Origin of the sequence: Arthrobacter glacialis, assembly GCF_002909445.1 — a bacterium.
Classification (GTDB): domain Bacteria; phylum Actinomycetota; class Actinomycetes; order Actinomycetales; family Micrococcaceae; genus Specibacter; species Specibacter glacialis.
In genome coordinates this window covers 27323-48672 of sequence record NZ_PPXC01000001.1, presented here as the reverse complement: position 1 = coordinate 48672, position 21350 = coordinate 27323, and the positions used below count along the sequence as shown (strand labels likewise).

The 21350-nt window shown below is 62.1% G+C and carries 22 protein-coding genes; 7 read left to right on the top strand and 15 right to left on the bottom strand.

From position 1 onward, the window contains the following. Positions 1-13: 13 nt before the first annotated feature. On the bottom strand, positions 14-1108 hold the full coding sequence (locus tag CVS27_RS00230; RefSeq protein WP_103463740.1) for a fatty acid desaturase family protein: 1095 nt from the start codon (positions 1106-1108) through the stop codon (positions 14-16). Between the two features lie 163 nt (positions 1109-1271). On the opposite strand from CVS27_RS00230, the gene CVS27_RS00225 reads away from it, so the two are divergent. Then, entirely contained in the window at positions 1272-1700 is a 429-nt protein-coding gene (locus tag CVS27_RS00225; protein ID WP_103463739.1) for a very short patch repair endonuclease, read from the top strand. A 45-nt stretch (positions 1701-1745) separates the two neighbouring features. Here CVS27_RS00225 and CVS27_RS00220 read toward each other — a convergent pair whose 3' ends face one another. Beyond that, complete coding sequence (locus CVS27_RS00220; protein ID WP_103463738.1) at positions 1746-3077, bottom strand: MFS transporter; 1332 nt, start codon at positions 3075-3077, stop codon at positions 1746-1748. Positions 3078-3225: 148 nt separating this feature from the next. On the opposite strand from CVS27_RS00220, the gene CVS27_RS00215 reads away from it, so the two are divergent. The 5 genes from CVS27_RS00215 to CVS27_RS00195 all read left to right on the top strand — a co-directional run bounded on the left by CVS27_RS00215 (position 3226) and on the right by CVS27_RS00195 (position 8406). Next, the gene (locus tag CVS27_RS00215) at positions 3226-4101 is read left to right on the top strand and encodes a LysR family transcriptional regulator (RefSeq protein WP_103463737.1); all 876 of its coding nucleotides are present in this window, start codon (positions 3226-3228) and stop codon (positions 4099-4101) included. An 81-nt stretch (positions 4102-4182) separates the two neighbouring features. Continuing rightward, a complete protein-coding gene (gene panD / locus CVS27_RS00210; RefSeq protein ID WP_103463736.1) occupies positions 4183-4599 on the top strand; it encodes an aspartate 1-decarboxylase in 417 nt (138 codons plus the stop codon). A gap of 165 nt (positions 4600-4764) precedes the next feature. Next, positions 4765-5691 carry an AEC family transporter gene (locus tag CVS27_RS00205; protein ID WP_103463735.1) on the top strand — a complete coding sequence of 309 codons (927 nt, stop codon included), beginning with the start codon at positions 4765-4767 and terminating at the stop codon, positions 5689-5691. An 81-nt stretch (positions 5692-5772) separates the two neighbouring features. Beyond that, positions 5773-7365, top strand: a complete 1593-nt coding sequence (locus CVS27_RS00200; RefSeq protein WP_103463734.1) for a helicase HerA-like domain-containing protein — start codon at positions 5773-5775, stop codon at positions 7363-7365. Between the two features lie 54 nt (positions 7366-7419). After that, complete coding sequence (locus CVS27_RS00195) at positions 7420-8406, top strand: M48 family metallopeptidase (RefSeq protein ID WP_103463733.1); 987 nt, start codon at positions 7420-7422, stop codon at positions 8404-8406. Here CVS27_RS00195 and CVS27_RS00190 read toward each other — a convergent pair. The 10 genes from CVS27_RS00190 to CVS27_RS00145 all read right to left on the bottom strand — a co-directional run bounded on the left by CVS27_RS00190 (position 8403) and on the right by CVS27_RS00145 (position 18215). Further along, on the bottom strand, positions 8403-8894 hold the full coding sequence (locus CVS27_RS00190) for an SRPBCC family protein (RefSeq protein ID WP_103463732.1): 492 nt from the start codon (positions 8892-8894) through the stop codon (positions 8403-8405). The genes CVS27_RS00195 and CVS27_RS00190 overlap by 4 nt on opposite strands. Continuing rightward, positions 8891-9253: an ArsR/SmtB family transcription factor gene (locus CVS27_RS00185; protein WP_103463731.1), complete on the bottom strand. Its 363-nt coding sequence runs from the start codon at positions 9251-9253 to the stop codon at positions 8891-8893. The genes CVS27_RS00190 and CVS27_RS00185 overlap by 4 nt, the downstream gene beginning before the upstream one ends. A gap of 103 nt (positions 9254-9356) precedes the next feature. Continuing rightward, the gene (locus CVS27_RS00180; protein ID WP_103463730.1) at positions 9357-11282 is read right to left on the bottom strand and encodes an NHL domain-containing thioredoxin family protein; all 1926 of its coding nucleotides are present in this window, start codon (positions 11280-11282) and stop codon (positions 9357-9359) included. Beyond that, entirely contained in the window at positions 11282-13540 is a 2259-nt protein-coding gene (locus CVS27_RS00175) for a bifunctional copper resistance protein CopD/cytochrome c oxidase assembly protein (RefSeq protein WP_103463729.1), read from the bottom strand. Before CVS27_RS00175 ends, CVS27_RS00180 begins: the two co-directional genes overlap by 1 nt. Before the next feature lie 232 nt (positions 13541-13772). Then, positions 13773-14054 (bottom strand): HU family DNA-binding protein, encoded by a 282-nt coding sequence (locus CVS27_RS00170; RefSeq protein WP_062007871.1) that lies wholly within the window; start codon positions 14052-14054, stop codon positions 13773-13775. Positions 14055-14337: 283 nt separating this feature from the next. Continuing rightward, positions 14338-14643 carry a 30S ribosomal protein S14 gene (gene rpsN / locus CVS27_RS00165; RefSeq protein WP_062007872.1) on the bottom strand — a complete coding sequence of 102 codons (306 nt, stop codon included), beginning with the start codon at positions 14641-14643 and terminating at the stop codon, positions 14338-14340. A gap of 4 nt (positions 14644-14647) precedes the next feature. Next, positions 14648-14815: a 50S ribosomal protein L33 gene (gene rpmG / locus CVS27_RS00160; protein ID WP_044574616.1), complete on the bottom strand. Its 168-nt coding sequence runs from the start codon at positions 14813-14815 to the stop codon at positions 14648-14650. Continuing rightward, positions 14815-15051 (bottom strand): 50S ribosomal protein L28, encoded by a 237-nt coding sequence (gene rpmB / locus CVS27_RS00155; RefSeq protein ID WP_044574618.1) that lies wholly within the window; start codon positions 15049-15051, stop codon positions 14815-14817. The genes rpmG and rpmB overlap by 1 nt, the downstream gene beginning before the upstream one ends. Before the next feature lie 351 nt (positions 15052-15402). Beyond that, a complete protein-coding gene (locus CVS27_RS00150) occupies positions 15403-16182 on the bottom strand; it encodes an SGNH/GDSL hydrolase family protein (RefSeq protein ID WP_103463728.1) in 780 nt (259 codons plus the stop codon). A 134-nt stretch (positions 16183-16316) separates the two neighbouring features. After that, positions 16317-18215 carry an ABC transporter ATP-binding protein gene (locus CVS27_RS00145; RefSeq protein WP_103463727.1) on the bottom strand — a complete coding sequence of 633 codons (1899 nt, stop codon included), beginning with the start codon at positions 18213-18215 and terminating at the stop codon, positions 16317-16319. Positions 18216-18317: 102 nt separating this feature from the next. On the opposite strand from CVS27_RS00145, the gene CVS27_RS00140 reads away from it, so the two are divergent. Continuing rightward, positions 18318-18791 carry a MarR family winged helix-turn-helix transcriptional regulator gene (locus tag CVS27_RS00140; RefSeq protein ID WP_103464093.1) on the top strand — a complete coding sequence of 158 codons (474 nt, stop codon included), beginning with the start codon at positions 18318-18320 and terminating at the stop codon, positions 18789-18791. Between the two features lie 194 nt (positions 18792-18985). Here the strand turns inward: CVS27_RS00140 and CVS27_RS00135 are convergent, their stop codons facing one another. From CVS27_RS00135 to CVS27_RS00125, 3 genes are all read right to left on the bottom strand, one after another. Then, a complete protein-coding gene (locus tag CVS27_RS00135) occupies positions 18986-19399 on the bottom strand; it encodes a VOC family protein (protein ID WP_103463726.1) in 414 nt (137 codons plus the stop codon). A 101-nt stretch (positions 19400-19500) separates the two neighbouring features. After that, positions 19501-20478, bottom strand: a complete 978-nt coding sequence (locus CVS27_RS00130) for a siderophore-interacting protein (protein WP_103463725.1) — start codon at positions 20476-20478, stop codon at positions 19501-19503. After that, entirely contained in the window at positions 20475-21350 is an 876-nt protein-coding gene (locus CVS27_RS00125; protein ID WP_103463724.1) for an ABC transporter ATP-binding protein, read from the bottom strand. Before CVS27_RS00125 ends, CVS27_RS00130 begins: the two co-directional genes overlap by 4 nt.

The following is a 21350-nucleotide window of genomic DNA, read 5'->3' as shown; positions in this document are numbered from 1 at the left end:
CTTTACGGGGGCGTCACCTGTAGCGCCGCACGAGCGGGCATTCAAAAGGGTCCACCGCTGACAGGCCCACCCGGTTCAGGTAGGCCACCACCATGGCGTAGGACTGCAGCAATCCGGTCTCGGTAAAGGGGATGTTGTTCTCCTGGCACACCTGCAACACCAGGGCATTGGCTCGGCGCAGTTCCGGCCGGGCCATGTCGGGGAACAGGTGGTGCTCCACCTGCCGGTTCAGCCCGCCCATGAGCGTGTCCATGAAGAAGCCGCCCCGAATGTTGCGGCTGGTTACCACTTGGCGGGTCAAAAAATCCGTCCGGCTGCCAGCAGCCAAGACAGGCATGCCCTTGTGGTTGGGTGCGAACGACGCTCCCATGTACAAGCCAAACACACCCATTTGTACGCCTACAAAGGCCAGCGCCATGCCCCACGGGAGCATCACGAACAACGCCGCCAGGTAGAGCCCAAAATGCAGCACCAGCAGCCCAATCTCCACATACCTGAAGCGGACCCCGCGCCTGCCAAACAAGGTCTTGGCCGAGTCAAGAATCAGGCTGAAACCCAAAAACAGGATCAGCGGAAACAGCAGGTAGCCCTGGTGGCGGGTGACTACGGCAGCAAAGCCGCTTTTAGTGGCGGCACCCTCCTCGTAGAACGCCACCACACCCGTCTCAATGTCGGGGTCCTTGCCCACCACGTTGGGGAACTGATGGTGGGCCGTGTGTTTTTTGACCCACATGGCGTAGCTCATGCCCACCAGCAGCGGCCCCAGGATCCGGGCCGTCCAGTCATTGGCCCAACCCGAGGCAAACACCTGGTGGTGGGCGGCCTCATGGGCCAGAAAGGCGAACTGGGTGAACAAGATTCCCAAGACGGCAGCAATCAAGAGTTGAAACCATGTGTCACCCAGCAGCACAAAGCCAGTGCCGGCCGCGGCAAGAACCAGCAATAGGGCTGCAAACACCACGGCATAGAATGTTCGACGCCGGCGCATGAGTCCCGCGGCACGCACCCTTCTCAGCAGCACGGCATATGACGCGACGACGGCGTTGGTGTGCGCTGCCCGCCGGGGCAGCGCCCCGGTTGGAGCTGTGGGACTGTTGGGGGTTTGCATGGTGTCACCGGCAGGTCAGGGTCGACCGCGTCAAAGCCGGCAAAGGAAACCGAAAAAGGATTTTCGTACACCTATTTTAGTCCCGTTTGCGTCGAAAAGCTCCGTCACGGCCCTTCGAACATTGTTCCGCGCCATGCACAGGATCCGCGCGTAGCATTGATCCATGGTTGATTCTTTGACCACCGAACAGCGCCACCGGATCATGTCGCACATCCGCAGCAAGGACACCAAACCCGAAATGCTGGTCCGCCGGCTCCTGTACGCCGAGGGTTACCGCTACCGGCTCCACGCGCCGGACCTGCCAGGCACGCCGGATCTGGTCTTTCGCGGTCGGCATCGGGTCGTCTTTGTGAACGGCTGCTTTTGGCACTCACACAGCTGCTCCAACGGAACGCACAACCCTGCAACGAACGCCGACTTTTGGGCTGCCAAACGGACAAGAACAGTGGAGCGGGACAGCCAGGCGCTGGCCGGGCTGGCCCCCAGCGGATGGGCGGCCATGACGGTGTGGGAATGCGAGCTGCGCGACTTGACGGCCGTGGCGGATTCACTCCACCGCTTTTTGGGCCCCCCGGCCGGCGCCACCAAGTAGCAGCCAGGCGGGCCGGCTCACGCCCGCCTGCCCCGGAGCAACGGTTCAGCCTGCCTTGGGCACGATGAACACCAGCTGCCGTGGACTGCGCAGATTCACTTTGAGGGCCAGCTGCCCGCGCTTGGCCAGAACCAGCGCAATCACCGCGGCAGCCAGCACAGTCACGCCGCCGGCAAGCAGCATGGCCCACTGCACGCCCCAATGCTCGGCCAGCCATCCCATCAGCGGCCCGCCCAGGGCTTGTCCGCCAATGAGCACCATGATGTACAGGCTCATGACGCGTCCGCGAATAAGCACGTTGGTGGACATTTGAACCAACTGGTTGGCACTTGTCAAAAACAGCAGTGAAGCGAATCCTGCCACCACCATGACCGCACCAAACGTGGCCATGCTGGGCGCAAAGGCGGCCAGCATCAACACCACACCATAGGCGCCGGCGGCGGACATGACCCCGCGCAGACGCAAGGTGGCAAAGCGGGTGGAGGCGAGCGCTCCGCCCAGCGCACCCAGCGCAACCAAGGTGTTGAGCAGGCCGTAGCCCCCGGCCCCGGCGTCGAACACTGTATTGGCATAGGCGGCCATCAACACGGCCAAGCTCAAGCCAAACACGGCAAACACGGCTGCCATGGCGGCTGGGAAGACAATGGTGGGTTTGCGCAGGGCGTAGCGGACACCTTCCATGAGCTGGCCCTTGCCGCGTTTGACCGGCGGCATTTTCACCAGTTCGTGCGTGCGGATCATGGTCAGCGAGATCACCGTGACGGCGCACGCCAACGCATTGACGGCAAAGGCCCACCCGCCGCCCACGGCCATGATGAGGACACCACTGACGGCCGGGCCAATCATGCCGCCCATCTGGAAAATGGAAGAGTTCAAGCTGATGGCGTTGCGGAGTTGGCGCGGGCCCACTAGTTCGTTGACAAACACCTGGCGGGCGGGCTGGTCGGCCACCACCACCAAGCCCAAAACAAAGGCAATGACGTAAATGTGCCACACCTCAAGGCGGCCCGTCAGTGCCAGGACAGCCATGAGGGTGGCCAGTATGCCCGCGGCGCTTTGGCTGATGATCAGGATCAGGCGTTTGGAATACCTGTCGGCCAGGATCCCGCCCAGCGGCATGAGCAGGAGTGAGGGGATGAATTGCATAAAGACTGTGATGCCAACGGCTGTCACCGAGCCAGAGAGCTCCAGCACCATCCAGTCCTGGGCCACGCGCTGCATCCATACGGCAATGACTGCCAAAAGGTTGGCGGATGCAAAAATACGGTAATTGCGAATTTTCAGCGATGAAAATGTTTGACTCCACGGCGGGCGGGTAGTCACGAGGTTGATGGGGGCGGTCAGGGCAGCATTCTGATGTGCTGATGGGGGCGTCAAGGCTTGGGTCCTGGGACTTGGGGTTTACGGGGATTTACCTTTTAACCCTAGGCCGCTCCCACATATGCTGAAAGTATATGATGACTATAAATACCATTGAGTTTTGTAATAGTTCTGATTTTTGTAATAGTTCCTTGGGAGTTCCACCATGGCCGATGCCCCCACCTTTGACCCCATTCAACTCAAGAGTTTTCTGGCCGTTGCGGAAACACGGAATTTCACTAGGGCCGCGGAACGCCTGGGGATCAGCCAACCCACCGTGAGCCAGCACGTGCGCAAGCTGGAACTGGCCGCGGGCAGGGTTCTTGTGTCACGGGATACCCGCGAAGTGCGCCTGACGGACAATGGTGACGCCATGACTGGCTTTGCCCGCACCATCTTGGCTGCCCATGATGTTGCCGCCGGCTATTTCTCCGGCGCCGCCATGCGCGGGAAGTTGCGCTTTGGCATGGCCGACGACCTGGCCATCACGGGCCTGCCCCGCATTTTGCGTGAGTTCCGCCAGCTGTACCCGCACATCAATTTGGAGCTCACGGTGAGCCAGAGCGACCAGCTGCACCGCAGGCTGAAAGCCGGTGCCCTTGATTTAGTGTTTGTGAAGTGGGTGTCCGGGGCGCAGGAGGGTGATGTGGTCAAACAAGACACCTTTGCCTGGGTGGGCTTGGAGCAAACCGTGCTGGAACCGGGGGCACCGGTACCCGTGATTGTTTACCCGGCACCAAGCCTGAGCCGGAAGCTCGCCCTGGACGCCCTGGAAAATGTGGGCCGCACCTGGCAGGTCAGCTGCACCACCAAGCAAATCAGCGGAGTCCTCGCAGCGCTGCGCGCGGGCATCGGCGTTGCTGTCATGCCGACGTCGTTGGTCCCGGAAGATCTCAAGGTCATCACCAAACGCTTTGACCTGCCTCCTGTGGGGGACGTGGATTTCACGCTGATCCGCAATCCGCTGGCCAATACAGAGGTGGTGGACGCCCTCACCCAGGCCATCATGGGCCGCAAGCTCACACCCGTGGGGCGGCGCTAGCTTGTTCTGCTGACGGGACCAGGTCATCGGTAAGCAAACTCACAGCGAACAAGAGCCCAACAGCGGTAGACTTGTGCCGTTATGATGCGAACCATGTTTAAGTCCAAGATTCATCGCGCCACAGTCACCCACGCCGATCTGCACTACGTCGGCTCCGTGACGGTTGATGCTGATCTTCTCGACGCTGCTGACATTCTGCCCGGCGAGATGGTCTCCATTGTGGATATCACCAACGGCTCCCGGCTGGAAACGTACACCATTGCCGGTGTTCGCGGCTCCGGCGTCATTGGCATCAACGGTGCGGCGGCCCACCTGGTGGGCGTTGGCGACCTTGTCATTTTGATGACCTATGCGCAGATGTCCACGGCAGAGGCCCGGGACTTTTTGCCGTCAGTGGTGCACGTCGATGCGCAGAACAAGATCGTCCATCTGGGCAGTGACCCCGCCGAGGCCGTCACCGAGGGCCTGCTGCGCCCCGCCATGGCCCAAGCCAGATAGCACTTTCCTCGCTTTTGTGCGCTTTAACGGCTTGTGGGCGGTTCTGAAACCGCCCACAAGCCGTTAAAGCGCAATTGTGACGATATGACATGGTTTCCGTCAATTCGTGTTCCCTGCATAGGCTGATGAGGTGCCAACACTAACCAGTCTCAGCCCAGGGCCGCCGTGCTAGCCGTCATCGAGGGCTTTTCAGTGGTCTGGCTGGTGATCCTGGTGGGCTGGTTTGTGGGCCGGCGAAAGATTCTGGGCGAGAACGCGCAGCTGGTCCTGAGCAGGCTGTCATTCTTTGTGGCGAGCCCTGCCTTGCTGGTTGAAACCCTGGGCCGGGCCGAGCTGGCAACGGTATTTTCCGAACCTCTCTTGGTGGCGGCGCTCAGCGCGGTGATTACCGGTGGCGCGTTCATGATCATCGTCAAGTTTTTGTTGAAACGCTCGCTGGCCGAATCGCTGCTGGCGGCCATGTCCTCCTCCACTGCCAATGCGGCCAACCTTGGCATCCCCATTGCGGCCTACGTCCTGGGTGACGCGGCCTTGATAGCGCCCGTGTTGGTGTTTCAACTGGCCTTCTACACTCCCTTTTATTTGTTGCTGCTGGACAGCCTCACCAGTGGGCACCGTGCCACGCCGGGACGCGTGGTACTGCAGATTTTCCGCAATCCCATGATCGTGGGAACTGTTGTGGGACTTGTTCTAGCGGCTACAGGCTGGCGGCTTCCCAATCTTGTGGCCGAACCCATCCACCTCATTGGGGGCGCAGCCATTCCGGCCATCTTGATTGCCTTCGGCATGTCCCTGGGCGCCAGCAAACCCCTGGCGGCCAGCGATGGACGGAGGACAGACATCTTGCTGGCCACAGGCTTCAAGCTTGTCATCCACCCGTGCGTCGCCTTCCTCCTGGCGTATTTTGCCTTAGGCATGAGTGGTCCGGCACTGTTCGCAGTAGTGGTGGCCGCGGCGCTTCCCGCGGCACAGAACGTCTACGTCACTGCCCAGCGCTATCAGGTGGGCGTCACTGTCGCCAAGGACACGGTGCTGGTCACAACAGTTCTGGCCATTCCGGCCATGTTCGCCGTGGCGTTCCTGCTGGGCTGAGCCAGGCGGCTCGGTGAACGCCACCGGCAACATTTAGCGCATTTACGGCCCACGGAATGAGAGCCACGGTACGCTTTCGCTATGGCTACCAAGACACCCGCAGAGTTGATTGCCCAGCTTCAGACTGGCTACACGTTTACCGGCTCATCCATTGCACTCGGTGCCGCCATGGTGGGCGGCGAGATCCACCCCGAGGCGCAGATCAGTTTGCCGCTGGCCATGATGAACAGGCACGGCCTGGTGGCCGGAGCCACGGGTACCGGCAAGACAGTCACCTTGCACATGATCGCCGAACAACTCTCCACGGCGGGCGTGCCGGTGTTTATGGCTGACATCAAGGGCGATCTGACAGGGCTGGCCACCGCCGCCGTTGGCAGCGAAAAGCTCACCACCCGCACGCAGGCCCTGGGCCAGCAATGGGAGTCCAAGGCGTTCCCCGTGGAATTCTTGGCGTTGGGAGGCAACGGCAACGGTGTTCCGGTGCGCGCCACCATCACCTCCTTTGGCCCCATCCTGCTGTCCCGTGTGCTGGATTTGAACGAAACGCAGGAATCCAGCCTGCAATTGGTGTTCCACTACGCCGACACCAAGGGCCTTGAGCTGTATGACTTGAAGGACCTGCGCGCCGTCATCCAATTCCTGAGCTCCGATGAGGGCAAGGCCGATCTTGAAGAGTTGGGCGGCTTGTCCAAGGCCACAGCTGGCGTCATTTTGCGCAACTTGATCACCTTGGATGCCCAAGGCATGGGCGAATTTTTCGGCATGCCGGAGTTCGACACCGCCGAGCTTTTGCGCACCGCCCCCGACGGCCGCGGCGTCATCACCTGCCTGGAACTGCCCAGCATCCAGGACAAGCCGCTGTTGTTCTCCACCTTCCTCATGTGGATGCTGGCGGATCTGTTCCGCGACCTGCCGGAAGTGGGCGATCTGGACAAACCCAAGCTGGTGTTCTTCTTCGATGAAGCCCATCTGCTGTTCAACGGCGCCAGCAAGGCGTTCCTGAACGCCATCACCCAGACGGTGCGCCTGATTCGCTCCAAGGGCGTGGGCATCTTCTTTGTCACCCAGACGCCCAAGGATGTTCCGGCCGATGTCCTGGCGCAGTTGGCCAACCGAGTCCAGCACGCCCTGCGCGCCTTCACCCCGGAGGATGCCAAGGCACTCAAGGCAACAGTCTCCACCTTCCCCATCAACAGTTACGACCTCGAGGAAGTGCTCACCAACGCAGGCATTGGCGAGGCAGTGGTGACGGTCATGAATGAAAATGGTGCGCCCACGCCTGTGGCGCTGACCCGCCTGCGCGCGCCCGGTTCAGTCATGGGCCCCAGCTCCCCGGACACCGTCACGGCTGTCATTGCTGCCTCGGCACTGCTGCCCACCTATGGGACAGCCGTTGATCCGGTCTCCGCCTTCGAAAAGTTGCAGGCCCCCGCCACCGCTGCGGCCCCGCCCGCCACAGGCCCGGCAGTGGGGACGCCCCTTCCGCCGCCTCCCCCAGTCCAGCTTCCGGCTCCCACCAACGACGGCGGCGACATCGCCTCAGGCGTGATCGGCGCCTTGGGCGGGGCCCTCGGCGGCGGGCTCAAGAGCATGGTCCGATCCATGGGCTCATCCCTGGGCCGGAACCTCATGCGCGACATTTTCGGCACGGCACCGCGCAAACGCCGCCGCTGATACCCAAGTCACCCGATTCCGGTCCGCGTACCCGTTGCCGGTACAGTTGACCGCGTGAAGGACGGGACAAAGCTCATCAAGATAGCGGCGGCATGGCTGCTGATGCTGATGCTTGCCATCGCCGCATCGATCGTGACCATTTCCATCGTCAACAGCCGCGAATTCGGTCCGGAAAAGACGGTTGCCCATTACTTGGACGCCCTCAAGGACGGCGACGGCGCCAAAGCGTTGGGTCTTCTGCAGGCCAAGGTTCCCAGCGCGGACGCTGCGGCGCTCGACGGCGAAGCGCTGGCGAAATCCCAGGCCGGCCTGAAAAGCGTGAGCATTGGAGAGGCAGTTCCCGGCCCTGACAATCAAAAAATTGTCACCGTGAACTACACCCTGGGCAATTCCCCGTTCAGGACTGATTTCACACTGACTCAGGGGCCCAAACATTGGCTGTTCTTTGACAGCTGGACCATGCTTCCGGGGACACTGCCCACCATTGACGTCTCGGTGGTCAATGCCAACCAAGCGAGCATCAACGGCGCTGCGGCCAACATGCCTGACGGTAAGAACTCTTTTGCCGTGTTTTATCCCGGCAGCTACGAACTGGAGTACAGGTCCGCGCTCTTTGCCGCCGCGCCAGTGACGCGGAAGGTGAGCGGCCCGGGGCAGGAGATTCCCGCCGTCGGACTTTCCACCGGCCCCACCACTGATCTGTTGGCCCAAGTGGATGGCACCATCCGAAAGTACTTGGACGCCTGCGCCAAACAAGCAGTTCTCATGCCCACGGGGTGCCCCATGACAGCAGCCACCAACAACCGGGTGGTCTCGGCCGTGGAATGGTCCATCCTGGAATACCCAGCCATTACCATTTCACCTTACGGCGGCCAATGGATCATGGCCCCCCTCAACGTGAAGGCCCAAGTGGAATACACCGAACAGGACTTGTTTAGCGGCCTGGTGGCCCCCGCTAAGGTTGCCGATGACTTTGCCTTCGCGGCCAAGCTCTCCATATCCGGGACCACAGTGACGGTCACCCCGCAGCTAAGCGATTAGGAAATGGTGGGGCGGACCCCCAGCAGTTCCTCCAGGCGCTCATAGCCTTCACGGACTCCGCGTTCCATCCCGGAAGCCACCATGCCGTCCCGATCCTCCTGCGATTGGAAGACGGAGTGCGTGCGGATCAGGGTGCGGTCACCCAAATCTTCCAGATTGACCCGCTCCAGGCTGACGTGGCCGGGGTAGCCGTCAAACTCGAAGGTCTGCACAATTTGTTCGTTGGGCAGCACCTGATGGAACACGCCCCGGAAGCCGTACACGTTTCCCTCCTCGTCCGTGTGGGTGAAGGCCCAGCGTCCGCCAACCCTCATTTCGTGTTCGGTGACATCCATTGCCATCCCTCGCGGCCCCATCCACTGCACCAGCAGCGCCGGTTCCGTGTAGGCGCGGTACACCTGGGCAACTGTGGCATCGATCTCCCGCTCCATCATCACAAACGGGACATCCGGAGCGGCCGTGACAACCAGGTCATGGTGTGTGGTCATGATGGTTCTTCTTTCTGCACGTTGTTGGACATGTTATCCAGCAGGGAGTCGAGGCGGCGAAACTGTGCCTCGGCCACCAGCCGGTATGAGTCAATCCATGCAGTCAGTTCTTCCAACGCCCCCGGTGCCAGATGGCAGGGGCGCCGTTGCCCGTCCCGGCTTCGGGTGATGAGGCCTGCGTGTTCCAAAACCTGAATGTGCCTGGACACGGCCTGCTTCGTCATCTCGAACGGTTCCGCCAACTCATTGACGGTGGCCGAGCCCCGGGACAGCCGGGCAATAATTCTGCGCCGCACCGGATCGGCCAAAGCAAGAAACGCCTTATCCAGGGCGTCGTCCCGCTCGTCAAACTCCCGCATAATCAACCTTTATGTTTATCAACCATTTAGTTGACTATATAAACGTAGAACTGAAACCCCTACGTTGTCAAGGCTTTTTTAGTGGCGCTGGGAACTGCTGGGGTTAGAGCCCGCGCAGATCCAAGGCCAACTCGGATGAGCCGTCGGCGCTCATCACCACGGGGATGCCCCAGTCCTGCTGGTACAGGTGGCAGGCGGCATGGTCGGGGATCTCACCGTTGGCATCCTCGGGGCCGTCGCACGCTGCGGCGCGGGCCGTAAGGTGCAAAATTCCCTCGGGCACATCGGCTGACAACACCAACGTCCGCGCCAGGCCCACGGAGGTTCCCTCGCCGCTGATCAAGAGCTCCGGCGGCGTGGAGGAGACCTTCAGCTGGGTGGGGTCGCCCCACCGGTCATCAAGCTTCTGTCCTGTTGGTGCGGAGAAGCGGATGGTCAGCGCCAGCTCGCCGGGCGCAAGGGGTGTCTTGGGGCGGTGCGTTTGGACTGCCCCTTCATCCACCTGGAGCGCATTCTTGGGCAGCGGCAAGCGGATGAGCTGGTGCTTGTTGGCCTCGACCACAATGAGCAGCGGCACCTCACCGCTCTCATCGAGCAGCACATCGCTGGGCTCGGCCAGGCCGCGGGCCAGCGTGCTGACCTGCTTCGTGGCGGGGTCGTAGCGGCGCACAGCGCCGTTGTAGGTGTCGGCAATGGCCACCGAACCGTCGGGCAGCACAGCCACGCCAAGGGGATGCTGGAGGCGGGCCTGGCCGGCGTCGCCGTCACGGAAGCCAAAGTCGAAGAGCCCCTCACCAATGGCCGTTTCCACTGTCACGGAGCCGTCAGCGGCGAATTTCAGCACCCGCAGGGAAGAAGTTTCGGAGTCAGCTACCCAAATGTTGCCCTGCGCGTCCTCGGTGATGCCTGAAGACTGGGCAAACCAGGCCTGCTCCCCCGGACCATCCAACAAGCCTTCCAGACCGTTGCCGGCAACAATGCTGACGGCGCCTGTAGACGGGTCAAAGCCGAAAATCTGGTGCGTGCCGGCCATGGCAATGACAACTGTCTTCAAAGCCGATGAATAGGCCACATCCCACGGTGAGGACAATGCCACCTCAAGCGGCGTGGTGCCAAGATCCGCCGCGGAAGTGCTGGCGCCGTCGTCATTCACGCGGGCCGGGCCAGCCTCCAGGAGCCGCTGCACACCGTTGCCGGCAACGGTGCGGACCTCGCCGGTGGCTAGGGTGATTGCGCGCAGGCGGTGGTTTACCGAGTCAGCCACGACGACGTCGTACCCCACTGCCGCTGCCAGCTCGCCCGGCAGGAGCGTCAGGCCCTGAGGTTCATTAAACTGTGCGTCAACGGCCGATCCGTCAAGGAAACCCTTGGTGCCGGAGCCGATGGTGCGCAGCACAGTGGTCAGGTCAGCGGCCATTTCCACCAGCCGGTGGTGGCCGGTGTCGGAGACCAGGAAGGTGCCCCCGCCCAGGGGCAGCACCTTTCCGGGGAAGCGCAGGTCACGGGAAACAGGTTCGGGGGCAACATAGGGTCCGTCGCCGCGGTGCAGCGTGCCCTTGGCCTCGTGCTCGGCAATGAGTTCCGGGATCAGTGATTCCAAGCCTGCCGCGTGGCCCTCGCCGGACAGGTGGGCCACGATGTAGCCCTCGGGGTCCACCACAACCAGTGTGGGCCAGGCACGGGCCGAGTATGCCTGCCAGGTCACCAGCTCGGGATCATCCAGCACGGGGTGGTGGATGTCGTAGCGCTCCACGGCCGCGGCCAGCGCCACGGGGTCCGCTTCATGCTCAAACTTGGGCGAATGCACGCCTACGGTGACCAGCACGTCCTTGTACTGCTCCTCCAGGGGGCGCAGCTCGTCCAGCACGTGCAGGCAGTTGATGCAGCAGAACGTCCAGAAATCCAGGATGACGATTTTGCCGCGCAGCTTTTCCAGGTTCAGCTCTGCGCCGCCGGTATTCAACCAGCCGCGGCCTTCGAGTTCAGATGCCCGTACCCGGACTGTGCTGGTTTTCGTTGCGGAATCCACTAGGGCGTTTCTCCTTGCGTACCGGCCGGGGTCTCCGGCTCACTCGTTGACACTGGGGTGCTGCTGGGGGTGCTGCTGTTGGAACTGTTCTTGGGCACACGCTGTGTCCGGCCAGGTCCCTGGGTGGATGCGCCCATGGCGTCATCGCGTGCCGCCAATTGTGCAAACATGTCATTGTAAGCGCCCAGCTCGGCGTCCTTATTCCTGTCGGCCGCCCTGTCCTTGCGCTTTGTTTCCCGCGCGTCAGAGCGGGACCACATATACGCCACTCCCATGGCGATGGCCAGCGTGGGCACTTCCCCCACACCCCAGGCAATGCCGCCAGCTGTTTGCTGGTCCGTTAGGGCGTCGTCACCCCAGGGCCGGCCCATGTTGCCAAAGTACTCCCCAGAAAGCAGTGAGGTGGCCATCATCAAGGACACACCGAAGAAAGCATGGAAAGCCATGGTGGCCAACAGCAGTAAGAGTCTAAAGGGGTACGGGGCGCGGGTGGGCAGCGGGTCCGCACCAATCATGCTCTGCACGAAGATGTAGCCCGTGAGCGTGAAGTGCACAATCATGAGCTCATGGCCCACGTGGTAGCGCATAGCCAAGTTGAACGCTGGCGAGTAGTAAAACAACACCAAACTGCCGGAGAAGTTAGCCGCAGCAAACAAAGGGTGCGTGACCACCTTGGAGAACGTGGAATGCACCAGCACCAAAATCCATTCACGGATGCCGCGCGAACCGTCCCGGCGCGGCGTCAGAGCCTGCAGTGCCAGAGATACGGGTGAACCCAGGGCCAGGAAGAGCGGGGCAATGACCATCAAGGCCATGTGCTCCACCATGTGGGCGCTGAAGAGCACTGCACCGTACACGGCCGGGCCGCCGGAGGTGATGTAGACAAGCGCCAGCAATCCCACAAACCAGGAGATGCTGCGCAGCACTGACCATTTGTCGCCGCGACGGCGCAACTTCACAATCCCCGACAGGTAGGCGGCGCCCGCCAGAACGGCGAACCCAACCCACAGCCAGTCCAGCCGCCACTCGGTGAACCAGCGGGAAAACTCAAGTTCCGGCGGCAGCGGGTAGCCGGTGAGAATCTGGGCCGGGGTGAGTGCCTCCTGGGCCAATTCCCGTGACTGCGGCGGGGCCGAACGGCTCAAACCAACGGCGATGCCGCTGACGGCACCCATGATCAAAAGTTCGCCAAAGATCAACTGCCAGAGCAGGCGGCGGGTGCTTGCCGCCGTCGTACTCTTCTCCCCGCCCTGCAGCCGCGGGATGATCCATGAACGGTGCATGTACCCAATCACGCCCAGCACAATGGTGCCGGCGGATTTGGCGAGGACCAGTTGCCCGTAGGAGGAGTAAAAGAGGTCGTGCCAGCTGGTGATGCGGATGGAGGCGTTGATGACGCCGGAGCCGGCCACGGCCACGAAGGCGAAAATGGCCAGGGCGGAGAAACGCTGCAGGGTTTGGGCGGTGATTTTTCCCAGCACGCCCGAAACCACCACCAGGACAATGATGCCGCCCACCCAGAGTGAGGCGCCGGTGATGTGCAGGAACAGCGAGTTCACTGCGCCCTTGTGATCGGCGCTGGAGGCGGAGTGGCCAATCAAAGCCTGCGGGACAAAGGCGAGCAGCGACAGAACCAGCGGCACGGCCAGGGCGCTGATGGTGCGCAGGCCAATGACCAGTGTGGTGACAACGGCGGCAAGGATGGTGATCATGAGCCAGGCCTGGCCCACGGGAAGTTCTGTCATGAAGAACACCAGCATCTTGCTGTATTCCTCGGTGCCGGCCAGGGGCAGACCGGAAATGCTTGAGTACGTCAGGACCAGGACGGCTATCGCGGACACGGTCCACACCCCGCCAGCCACCATGGCCAGTTTCATGGCGCGGGTGAATGCCGGGTGCTCGGGAGCATGCGCACGCTTGGCTGCGTCTTCTTTTTGCTGGCCCGAGCGTGGCTTGTGCGGTGTCCGGTCCTTAGGCAGGATCACCACGGCGAACACCAGGGCACCAATGACCGTGGACAACGCCAAGTTGTGGATGGTGGTAATCAGCGGCAGGCCCCAGCGGGTAAACGCGCCGGGATCGGCCAGCTGCTGCACTGCGGTGGCGCCTGTCCATAGCAATGAACCCACGACGCCGGCCACTGCGGCGGCCAGCCCCAACCACCACCAGCGGCTGCGTACGCCGTTGGCAAAAGTACCCTCGTTGAGCGGGGGTAGGGGGCGGGCTGCGGTGACTGGGGAAGAATCTACAGGTGGCACGCTTCCATTGTCCGCCACCGAGTGAACTTAGGGCGAATCAGGGAGCTCACAGGAAAGGACTGGCCGCCGGACCGCGTTCGTTTGAGGGCTGCGTTCGTTTGAGGGCTGCGGGCCGTGGTGGGCATTCGCCGCAGGTGCACCACGGGCGAATGTCCACAACGGCCACCTGAGCTTTAAATGCGTGAAGGCGGCCAACAAATGTTGGCCGCCTTCACGTGGTGTGTCGAAGAAACTAGTTCTTGACAGCTGCCTTCAGCTTGGAACCGGCGGACAGCTTGACGCTGTGGCCTGCTGCGATCTGAATGGTCTCACCGGTCTGCGGGTTGCGGCCGGTGCGAGCTGCACGGTCGGTGCGCTCGATGGAGAGCCAGCCCGGGATGGTGATCTTTTCGCCAGCAGCAACTGAGCTCTCGAATACCGAGAAGAGTGCGTCCAGAACGCCGTTTACTGCAGTCTGGCTGGTCTCAGCCTTTGCGGCAACTTCAGCTACCAGTTCGCTACGATTCTTAGCCATGTTTGTCCTCCTGGACGATCAAGTAAATCCAATTCCACGCGGTTGCGTGTCAACCACTGCTAGCGAACTTACCAGTTATTCCGCGAGATTCCGGTAAATTTCGCCAATCTTCAGCGATTTGTCAGTCAAATTCCCCGGAATCTAGGGTTTTTTCGCTCTCAGCCAACAACTTTTGCTTGGCGAAGGGCGTAACGGAGCCTCGGGGGAGGCCCGGAACGCCTTGAAAAAGGGCAGCAAAAAGGGCGGCGACCGTAAGGTCACCGCCCTTTTTTACAACTGGATGTTACCAGCTGGACTTCTTGATACCAGGCAGTTCGCCAGCGTGCGCCATCTTGCGGAAGCGTACACGGGAGATGCCGAACTTCTGGAGCGTTCCACGCGGACGGCCATCGATGGCGTCGCGGTTACGAACGCGTACCGGTGAGGCGTTGCGGGGGAGCTTCTGCAGACCCAAACGGGCTGCTTCTTTCTCTTCCGGAGTGGAGGCCGGGTTAACGAGGGCCTTCTTCAGGGCGAGACGCTTTTCGGCGTAACGCTCCACGATGACCTTGCGCTGCTCGTTCTTCGCGATCATGGACTTCTTAGCCATAGTCTTAGCGCTCCTCTCGGAATTCGACGTGCTGACGGATCTTGGGATCGTACTTCTTCAGAACCAAACGGTCCGGAGTGTTACGACGGTTCTTGCGGGTTACGTACGTGAAACCGGTACCCGCGGTGCTCTTCAGCTTGATGATCGGACGTACGTCCTTGTCTTTTGCCACTAGAGCTTCACCCCACGAGCGAGAATGTCGGCGACGACGGAGTCAATACCGCGAACGTCGATGGTCTTGATGCCCTTGACGGAAAGCTGCAACGTAACGTTGCGGCGCAAGGACGGTACCCAGTAGCGCTTCTTCTGGATATTCGGATCGAACCGACGCTTGTTGCGGCGGTGCGAGTGCGAAATGCTATGTCCGAAGCCCGGCTCGGCTCCAGTCACCTGGCAATGAGCTGCCATGATCACTCCTAAAAAATGAATGGGAACGGTTCACTGGTGTAAACCGTGCGAGTAGGCAGCGTCCGCCCTCGGACAGCATGATTCCCAACCGTCATTTACATGATGATGAGGAGGTGACCGTCCGGCGAATACCCGAATGCACGCAACTTGAGCCCCTAACTACCGGCCAACGGGAGGGTAATCACCGCAAACCGGAGCAATTGCACACGCTCCGCGCTACCTAGCGCCTACCCAGTCTAGTTCCTTAGAGGCGATTAAGGCTAATTGGCATACCATACCCGCCCCGGAACTTGGAAGCCAGCACGGAAATGATTTCCGCGCCGTGCCTAAATTATGGCGTGGTTGCTGAATTTAGTCTTGTGCCAGCGGCGAATGCAGGGTTGGCCAACGAGCGTTGAGATTGTCACCCGAGGACACTCCGCGCAGGCGGCGGCTGACCCATGGGCCCACGTATTCCTTGGTCCAGGCGGCATTGTCCCTGATCATCTCGGCTGTGGTCTTCATCGGAATGGGCGCCATTTCAGGCAGGGGAATATTGGCTGTTTCACCCAATTGCGCCAGCACCCGGTTGGCCATGTTTATATGCCCCGGCGTGGACATGTGCATCCTGTCGATTCCCCACAGGCGCCAGTCGTTGTACTCCCGGAAACGCCAGTAATCAACCAGTTCCGCCCCGTTGTTCTCAGCCACTTCGCGCACCAACTCGTTGTAAATGGCTGTGCGTCCGCGAATGCTGGCAAATACTTTGGAGGAACTGGCGTCGTAACCGGTAAAGATCAGGACCCTTGCCCCGGTAGCGGCCAGCTTGGCAATACCCTCCGAGTAGTTGGCGATCATGGCATCAATGTCCACTTTGGGGCGCAGGATGTCATTGACTCCTGAATAGATGGTGACGAGTGTGGGGTTCAACGCCACGGCGGCATCAATTTGCTCGGCGAGGATCTGGCGCATCTTCTTGCCGCGAATGGCGAGGTTGGCATAGCCGTAGTGTTCCGCCGGATGGGCCAGCGCCAACTGTTCGGCGACCCGGTCGGCCCAGCCGCGAACTTGGTTGGGCAGCGCCGGATCGGTGTCGCCGAGGCCTTCTGTGAATGAGTCGCCCACTGCCACATACCGTGCCGTGAATTCCACGCTTGCTCCTTGTTGCCGAGTCCCACGCCGGCGTGCAGCGAAGCCTGTGGGCAACGGACAGGGCGCAGGGTTGATTACGCTAATCCTATGTCCGGCTGCCCATGATGAATGCTGCGGGGCTACTGAAGCGGCGCTTAGGCAACCGTTTCCAGCGCCTCGCTGTCCCGGTCCGCATCGCCGGCCGCAAGGAGCGCAGTGTAGGCTCCGCCTGCGTTGCGGAGGCTCGACGGCGTACCCACCTCCACGAGTGAGCCGCCCGAGAGCACCGCCAGCTGATCGGCATCCTCCACCGTGGAGAGCCTGTGGGCAATGGTCAGCGTGGTCCGGCCCACGGCCAGATGGTCCAGTGCCACTTGCACGGCAGCCTCGGTGGTGTTGTCCAAGGCGGAGGTGGCTTCATCAAGGATCAAGACACGCGGGTTGCGCAAAATGGTTCGTGCGATGGCTAGGCGCTGCTGCTCGCCGCCGGAGAAGCGGTAGCCGCGGGCACCCACCAGGGTGTCCATGCCCTCGGGGAGACCAGCCACCAAATCGGCAATCTGCGCCGAGGCCAGCGCCTGCCACAGGGTGGCGTCACTGGCCGCGGGTGCGGCGAGCTGCAAATTCTCGCGGATGGAGGCGTGGACCAGGTACGTTTCCTGAGACACCACGCCCACGATGTGGGCCAGCGTATCCGGGGCAATCTGGCGCACATCAACCCCATCGATCGTGACCCGGCCCGTTGTGACATCATGCAGCCGCGGCACCAGCGCACCCAGCGTTGACTTGCCCGAACCCGTGGGCCCCACCACGGCCGTTGCGGTGCCAGCTGGCAGCAAAAGATCGATTCCGCGCAGAACATCCGGGCCGCCGTCGTACGCGAAATGCACGTTTTCAAAGCGGACCTCGCCACGGACCAGGGCAAGATCCAGGGTCACTGGTGTTGCGGGGGCGGCAATTTCCGGTTCCAAGTCAAGGTATTCAAAGATGCGGCTGAACAGGGCCATGGCGCTCACCCATTGCACGCCCAGGTTGAGCAGGCCCATGATGGGGCGGAAGATGGTGGCTTGCAGTGCCGTGAACGCCACAATGGTGCCGATGCTCATGGTGTTCCCCGGCAGGCCGCCGGCAAAGTAAATCAACGCCGGAATGGCGGAGAAGATGATGCCCATGGTGGCCATCCGCCAGCGCCCGGCCAGCTGCGAGCGCAGCTCCAGGTCAATGAGCCGCTCAGAGCTGCCGGCGTAGCGGGCCGCATCGCGATCCGAGGTGCCGAGCGTTTTTGCCAGGCGCACGCCGGAGATACTCAGCCCTTCCTCCACATAGGTGTTCATGGTGGCGAGCTCAGCCTGCAAGGTGGAGGTGATGTCGCGCCGCATCAGGGCCACCCGGCGGGAGAACCACACAGCGGGCGGGATGACGATCAGGGACAGCAGCGAGAGCTGCGGGGACAAAACAATCATGGCGGCCGCGGTGGCAACAGCCGTTGTCACGTTGGAGGCAATGCCGGTTGCCGTGGAGGTGATGACCGACTGCATGCCCGAGATGTCGTTGTTGAGCCGGGACTGCACTTCACCGCTGCGGGTCCGGGTGAAGAACGCCAGCGACTGTTTTTGCAGATGCGCAAACAGCCGGGTGCGCAGGGTGTGCATGATCTTTTGCCCCATGGATGTTGTCATCCAGGTTTGCACTACGCCAATGAAGGCTGTGGCCGCGGCAATGGCAATCATGGCGCCAGCCAGCCACGCCAGCAGCGGCACATCCTTGGCGGGCAGGGCCGTGTCGATGATGCCGCGGACCAGGAACGGCTGGGCCAGGCCGATGATGCTGGATGCGCTGATCAGAAGTACGACGACGACGATTCTCGCCTTGTGCGGGGCAAACAGGGCGGCCACGCGCTTCAGGCTCACGGGGTGGCGCTTGATTTGCTGTTTGTCGGCAGGATTGATGCGGGCCGGGCCGCGGCCTCTAAAGTCTGCGGAGCCGTTGAAATCTGCGGGGCCGGATCCGTCACGGCTGATGCTGGTTTTTTGCTTGAGGATGTTCTCCGTCATGCGCGCCACCTCCAATGGTGTGCGGGGTGCGGGACTCGCACCAACTAATACCGAGGTTACCTCACTATGTGGTTAGTCGTCAAGTTTAGTATGCTGGTGGGCATGGCATCCCTTGACAACGCATCAGACCTTGGCGAACTCTTCCACGGCGCGTTTCGCGGGCTGCGGCGCACCTGGGCCGAACAATTGGCGCCCTGGGAGCTGACCCCGCACCAGTGGCGGGCCCTGATGACATTGCTGCGCCGCCGCCCGGACATGCCTGCCCCTGCGGCCGTTTCCGGCGAGGCTGGCTGCGCTTCCGGAGACATCCGACTCAAGGATCTGGCCGAGCGCCTGCACATCGCCCCGCGATCGGCCACCGAGGTGGTGGATCAGCTCGAAGCCAAGGGCCTGGTCCGCCGCGATCCGGACCCCACGGACAGGCGTGCCACGCTCATCGTGGCAACCGATGCGGGGAAAGAGCTTTTTGCCAGCATTCAGGCCGAACGCCGCGACAAGTCAATGGAGTATTTTGCCAAGCTCAGCGCAGCTGACCGCGCCGAGCTGGCCCGGATCCTGACCCAGCTCCGCGACTAATCCCCAGCAACGCTCGCTCAGATCTGGGGCACTTTTAGCTAACGCTCGCTCAGTTACTGACTGAGCGAGCGTTGGCGTTAGGAGCCCCATACGTGAGCGAGCGTTGGCGTTAGGAGCCCCATACGTGAGCGAGCGTCGGGATCAGGGCGTCACGCGGCCGCGTTGGTTGACGGTGCTGGATGACCGTAGGCGGACTAGCCCTGCGGGGCGCCTTCGATGTTGACCAGCCACGGCACATCGAACTTGTCGGTCAACATGCCAAAGGTGTCGCCCCAGGGCGCCTGGGTGAGCGGCTCGGCAATCGTGGCGCCGTCGGCAAGCTTGTCCCACCAGCCGCGCAGCACAGCTTCCTCGTCGCCGGAGAGGGAAACACTGGAATTGGGGCTGAACTCAAGGTATGAGGGAACGTCGGCGCCCATGAGGATCACGTCATTGTCCCCCGTCAGCATGCCGTGCATGATCTTGTCCTTCTCCGCCGGGTCCTCGGTGGCCTGGTAGTCACCAAAGGTGCTCAATGCCAGCGTCCCGCCAAAGACCGTCTGGTAAAATTCCATGGCATCCTTGGCGGTGTTCTGGAAGTTCAAGTACGGGTTAAGTCGTGTGGTCATGATGCTGCTCCTTGATGAAACCGTGGAGAGGGGACCCGGTCGGGATGAGTGAAATTATGCCCCGATTCGCGGCCCCTGTCAGTAGTTGACCGCAACGAATTCTAAGAAAGCGCCTGGCCCTGGCGCCAGTAGCCCATGAAGGCCACCGCGTTCCTGTCCATGCCAACATCACGCACCAGATAGCGGCGCAGCCCCCGGATGGTGGCGGCCTCCCCGGCAATCCACGCATACAAGCCGTGCCCGGTAGTGGAGGCAGGGGTTTCCCAGAGGATGGTGGCGTCGACGTCCACATCCTCGGGTTCCTCGCCGAGCTCGCACGCCGCTGGCGCAACAAGGGCCCGGACCTGTTGGGACATGGCCTCGCCGTGTGGGTTCCCGCCCCGGGCCAGCCATCTCACTTCCACACCGGAGGGGGTGGAAATGTCCAGGAAGTCACCGGCGGTGGGCACCTCAAGAACCGCATGGCCGCTCACATGGGAGGGCAGGGCTTCCAGAATGGCGGCGATGGCCGGCACAGCCGTCTCGTCACCCACGAGCAGCAGGCGTTCGGCCGCACCGGGCGCAAACTCAATGCCCAGGCAGTCGCCCCACCGCGCGCACGGGCCCACCAGCAGCAACGGGTCTCCCGGCTGCGCCGCCGCGGCCCATTCGGCCGCCGGGCCGGATCCGCCGTGCAGGTGCAGCACAAAGTCAATGTCCAGCTCGGCCGGAACGGCTGGCTGCACACCCGACGCAGGAACCGCCGGACGCAGGGCGCGCACGGTATACGTGCGCATCACACCGCGGCGCGACTCGTCCACGGCGAGCCAACGTTGGTACCAGTCATCCTGCAACGAGCCGCGGATGTTGCTCAATTCCGGCAGCGCATGGCCGGGCGAGGGAATCATGACCTTCACACGCAGGTCCAAGGTGGCGCCGTCGGCGTTGGAGCCAAAGAGGGCAAGGTCCTCCCCCACAAAGGTGATGCGGCGGAAATGTTCACTCAACCGCTGCACGGCACTGACCTGCAGCTCGAAGGACCGCATGGGCTTGATGGGATCCACCTCGATAGTTTCCTTGTCCAAGATTGCCGAACTCATGCGCGCACGCCTTCCGTCTCACTGATGGTTGATAACTTGCTGGCTGCGGCGTCAGCTAGTAGCGCCGCCCGCCTGCCGATGGGGACCACCATGGGGGTGCCCACCACGGGGTCCGGGACCACCACGGATTCCAGCCCAAAAACGTGGTGCACCAGCCCGGCCGTCAACACCTGGGCCGGTGTCCCTTGCGCCACAATGGCGCCATCTTTCATGGCGATCAGGTGATCTGCGTAGCGGGCAGCCAGGTTTAGGTCATGCAGCACAATCGCCACCGTGATGCCGCGGCGGGCATTGAGCTCGGAGACCACATCCAACACCTCCACCTGATGGGCCAAATCCAGGTACGTGGTGGGCTCATCGAGCAGTAACACGTCGGTCTCCTGCGCCAGAGCCATGGCGATCCAGACACGCTGGCGCTGCCCGCCGGAAAGTTCGTCAACGCTCCGATCGGCAAGATCTGCCGTGCCCGTCACGTTCAGCGCGGCCGCCACGGCGTCGTCGTCGGCCGGGGTCCACTGCCTGAACCAGCCCTGGTGCGGGCTGCGTCCGCGACCCACCAGATCCGCCACACTGATGCCGTCCGGCGCCGTAGGCGTTTGCGGCAAGATGCCCAGCTCCCTGGCCAATTCCCGGGCACGGACCTTGTGGATGTCCGTCCCGTTCAGATGCACGACGCCGGCACTTGGCTTGAGCAGTCTGGCCAGACCTCGCAGCAAGGTGGATTTCCCGCAGGCGTTGGCACCCACAATGATGCTCACCTTGCCAGCCGGCAGCTCCACCGAAAGGTTCTCCACGATGGACCGCTCACCGTACCCCAATGACAGTTCGCTGGCGGACAGGGTTGCGTCGGTTTTTGCGAAATGATGGCTCAT

Coding starts and splice junctions, on each gene's coding strand:
- CVS27_RS00185 (WP_103463731.1), bottom strand. CDS start 9,253: ATGCGGGAGTTTGACGAGCGGGACGACGCCCTGGATAAGGCGTTTCTT.
- CVS27_RS00215 (WP_103463737.1), top strand. CDS start 3,226: ATGGCCGATGCCCCCACCTTTGACCCCATTCAACTCAAGAGTTTTCTG.
- CVS27_RS00190 (WP_103463732.1), bottom strand. CDS start 8,894: ATGACCACACACCATGACCTGGTTGTCACGGCCGCTCCGGATGTCCCG.
- CVS27_RS00170 (WP_062007871.1), bottom strand. CDS start 14,054: ATGGCTAAGAATCGTAGCGAACTGGTAGCTGAAGTTGCCGCAAAGGCT.
- rpmB (WP_044574618.1), bottom strand. CDS start 15,051: ATGGCAGCTCATTGCCAGGTGACTGGAGCCGAGCCGGGCTTCGGACAT.
- CVS27_RS00130 (WP_103463725.1), bottom strand. CDS start 20,478: ATGAGTTCGGCAATCTTGGACAAGGAAACTATCGAGGTGGATCCCATC.
- CVS27_RS00125 (WP_103463724.1), bottom strand. CDS start 21,350: ATGAGCCATCATTTCGCAAAAACCGACGCAACCCTGTCCGCCAGCGAA.
- CVS27_RS00225 (WP_103463739.1), top strand. CDS start 1,272: ATGGTTGATTCTTTGACCACCGAACAGCGCCACCGGATCATGTCGCAC.
- rpsN (WP_062007872.1), bottom strand. CDS start 14,643: ATGGCTAAGAAGTCCATGATCGCGAAGAACGAGCAGCGCAAGGTCATC.
- CVS27_RS00135 (WP_103463726.1), bottom strand. CDS start 19,399: ATGACCACACGACTTAACCCGTACTTGAACTTCCAGAACACCGCCAAG.
- CVS27_RS00200 (WP_103463734.1), top strand. CDS start 5,773: ATGGCTACCAAGACACCCGCAGAGTTGATTGCCCAGCTTCAGACTGGC.
- CVS27_RS00140 (WP_103464093.1), top strand. CDS start 18,318: ATGGCATCCCTTGACAACGCATCAGACCTTGGCGAACTCTTCCACGGC.
- panD (WP_103463736.1), top strand. CDS start 4,183: ATGATGCGAACCATGTTTAAGTCCAAGATTCATCGCGCCACAGTCACC.
- CVS27_RS00230 (WP_103463740.1), bottom strand. CDS start 1,108: ATGCAAACCCCCAACAGTCCCACAGCTCCAACCGGGGCGCTGCCCCGG.
- CVS27_RS00145 (WP_103463727.1), bottom strand. CDS start 18,215: ATGACGGAGAACATCCTCAAGCAAAAAACCAGCATCAGCCGTGACGGA.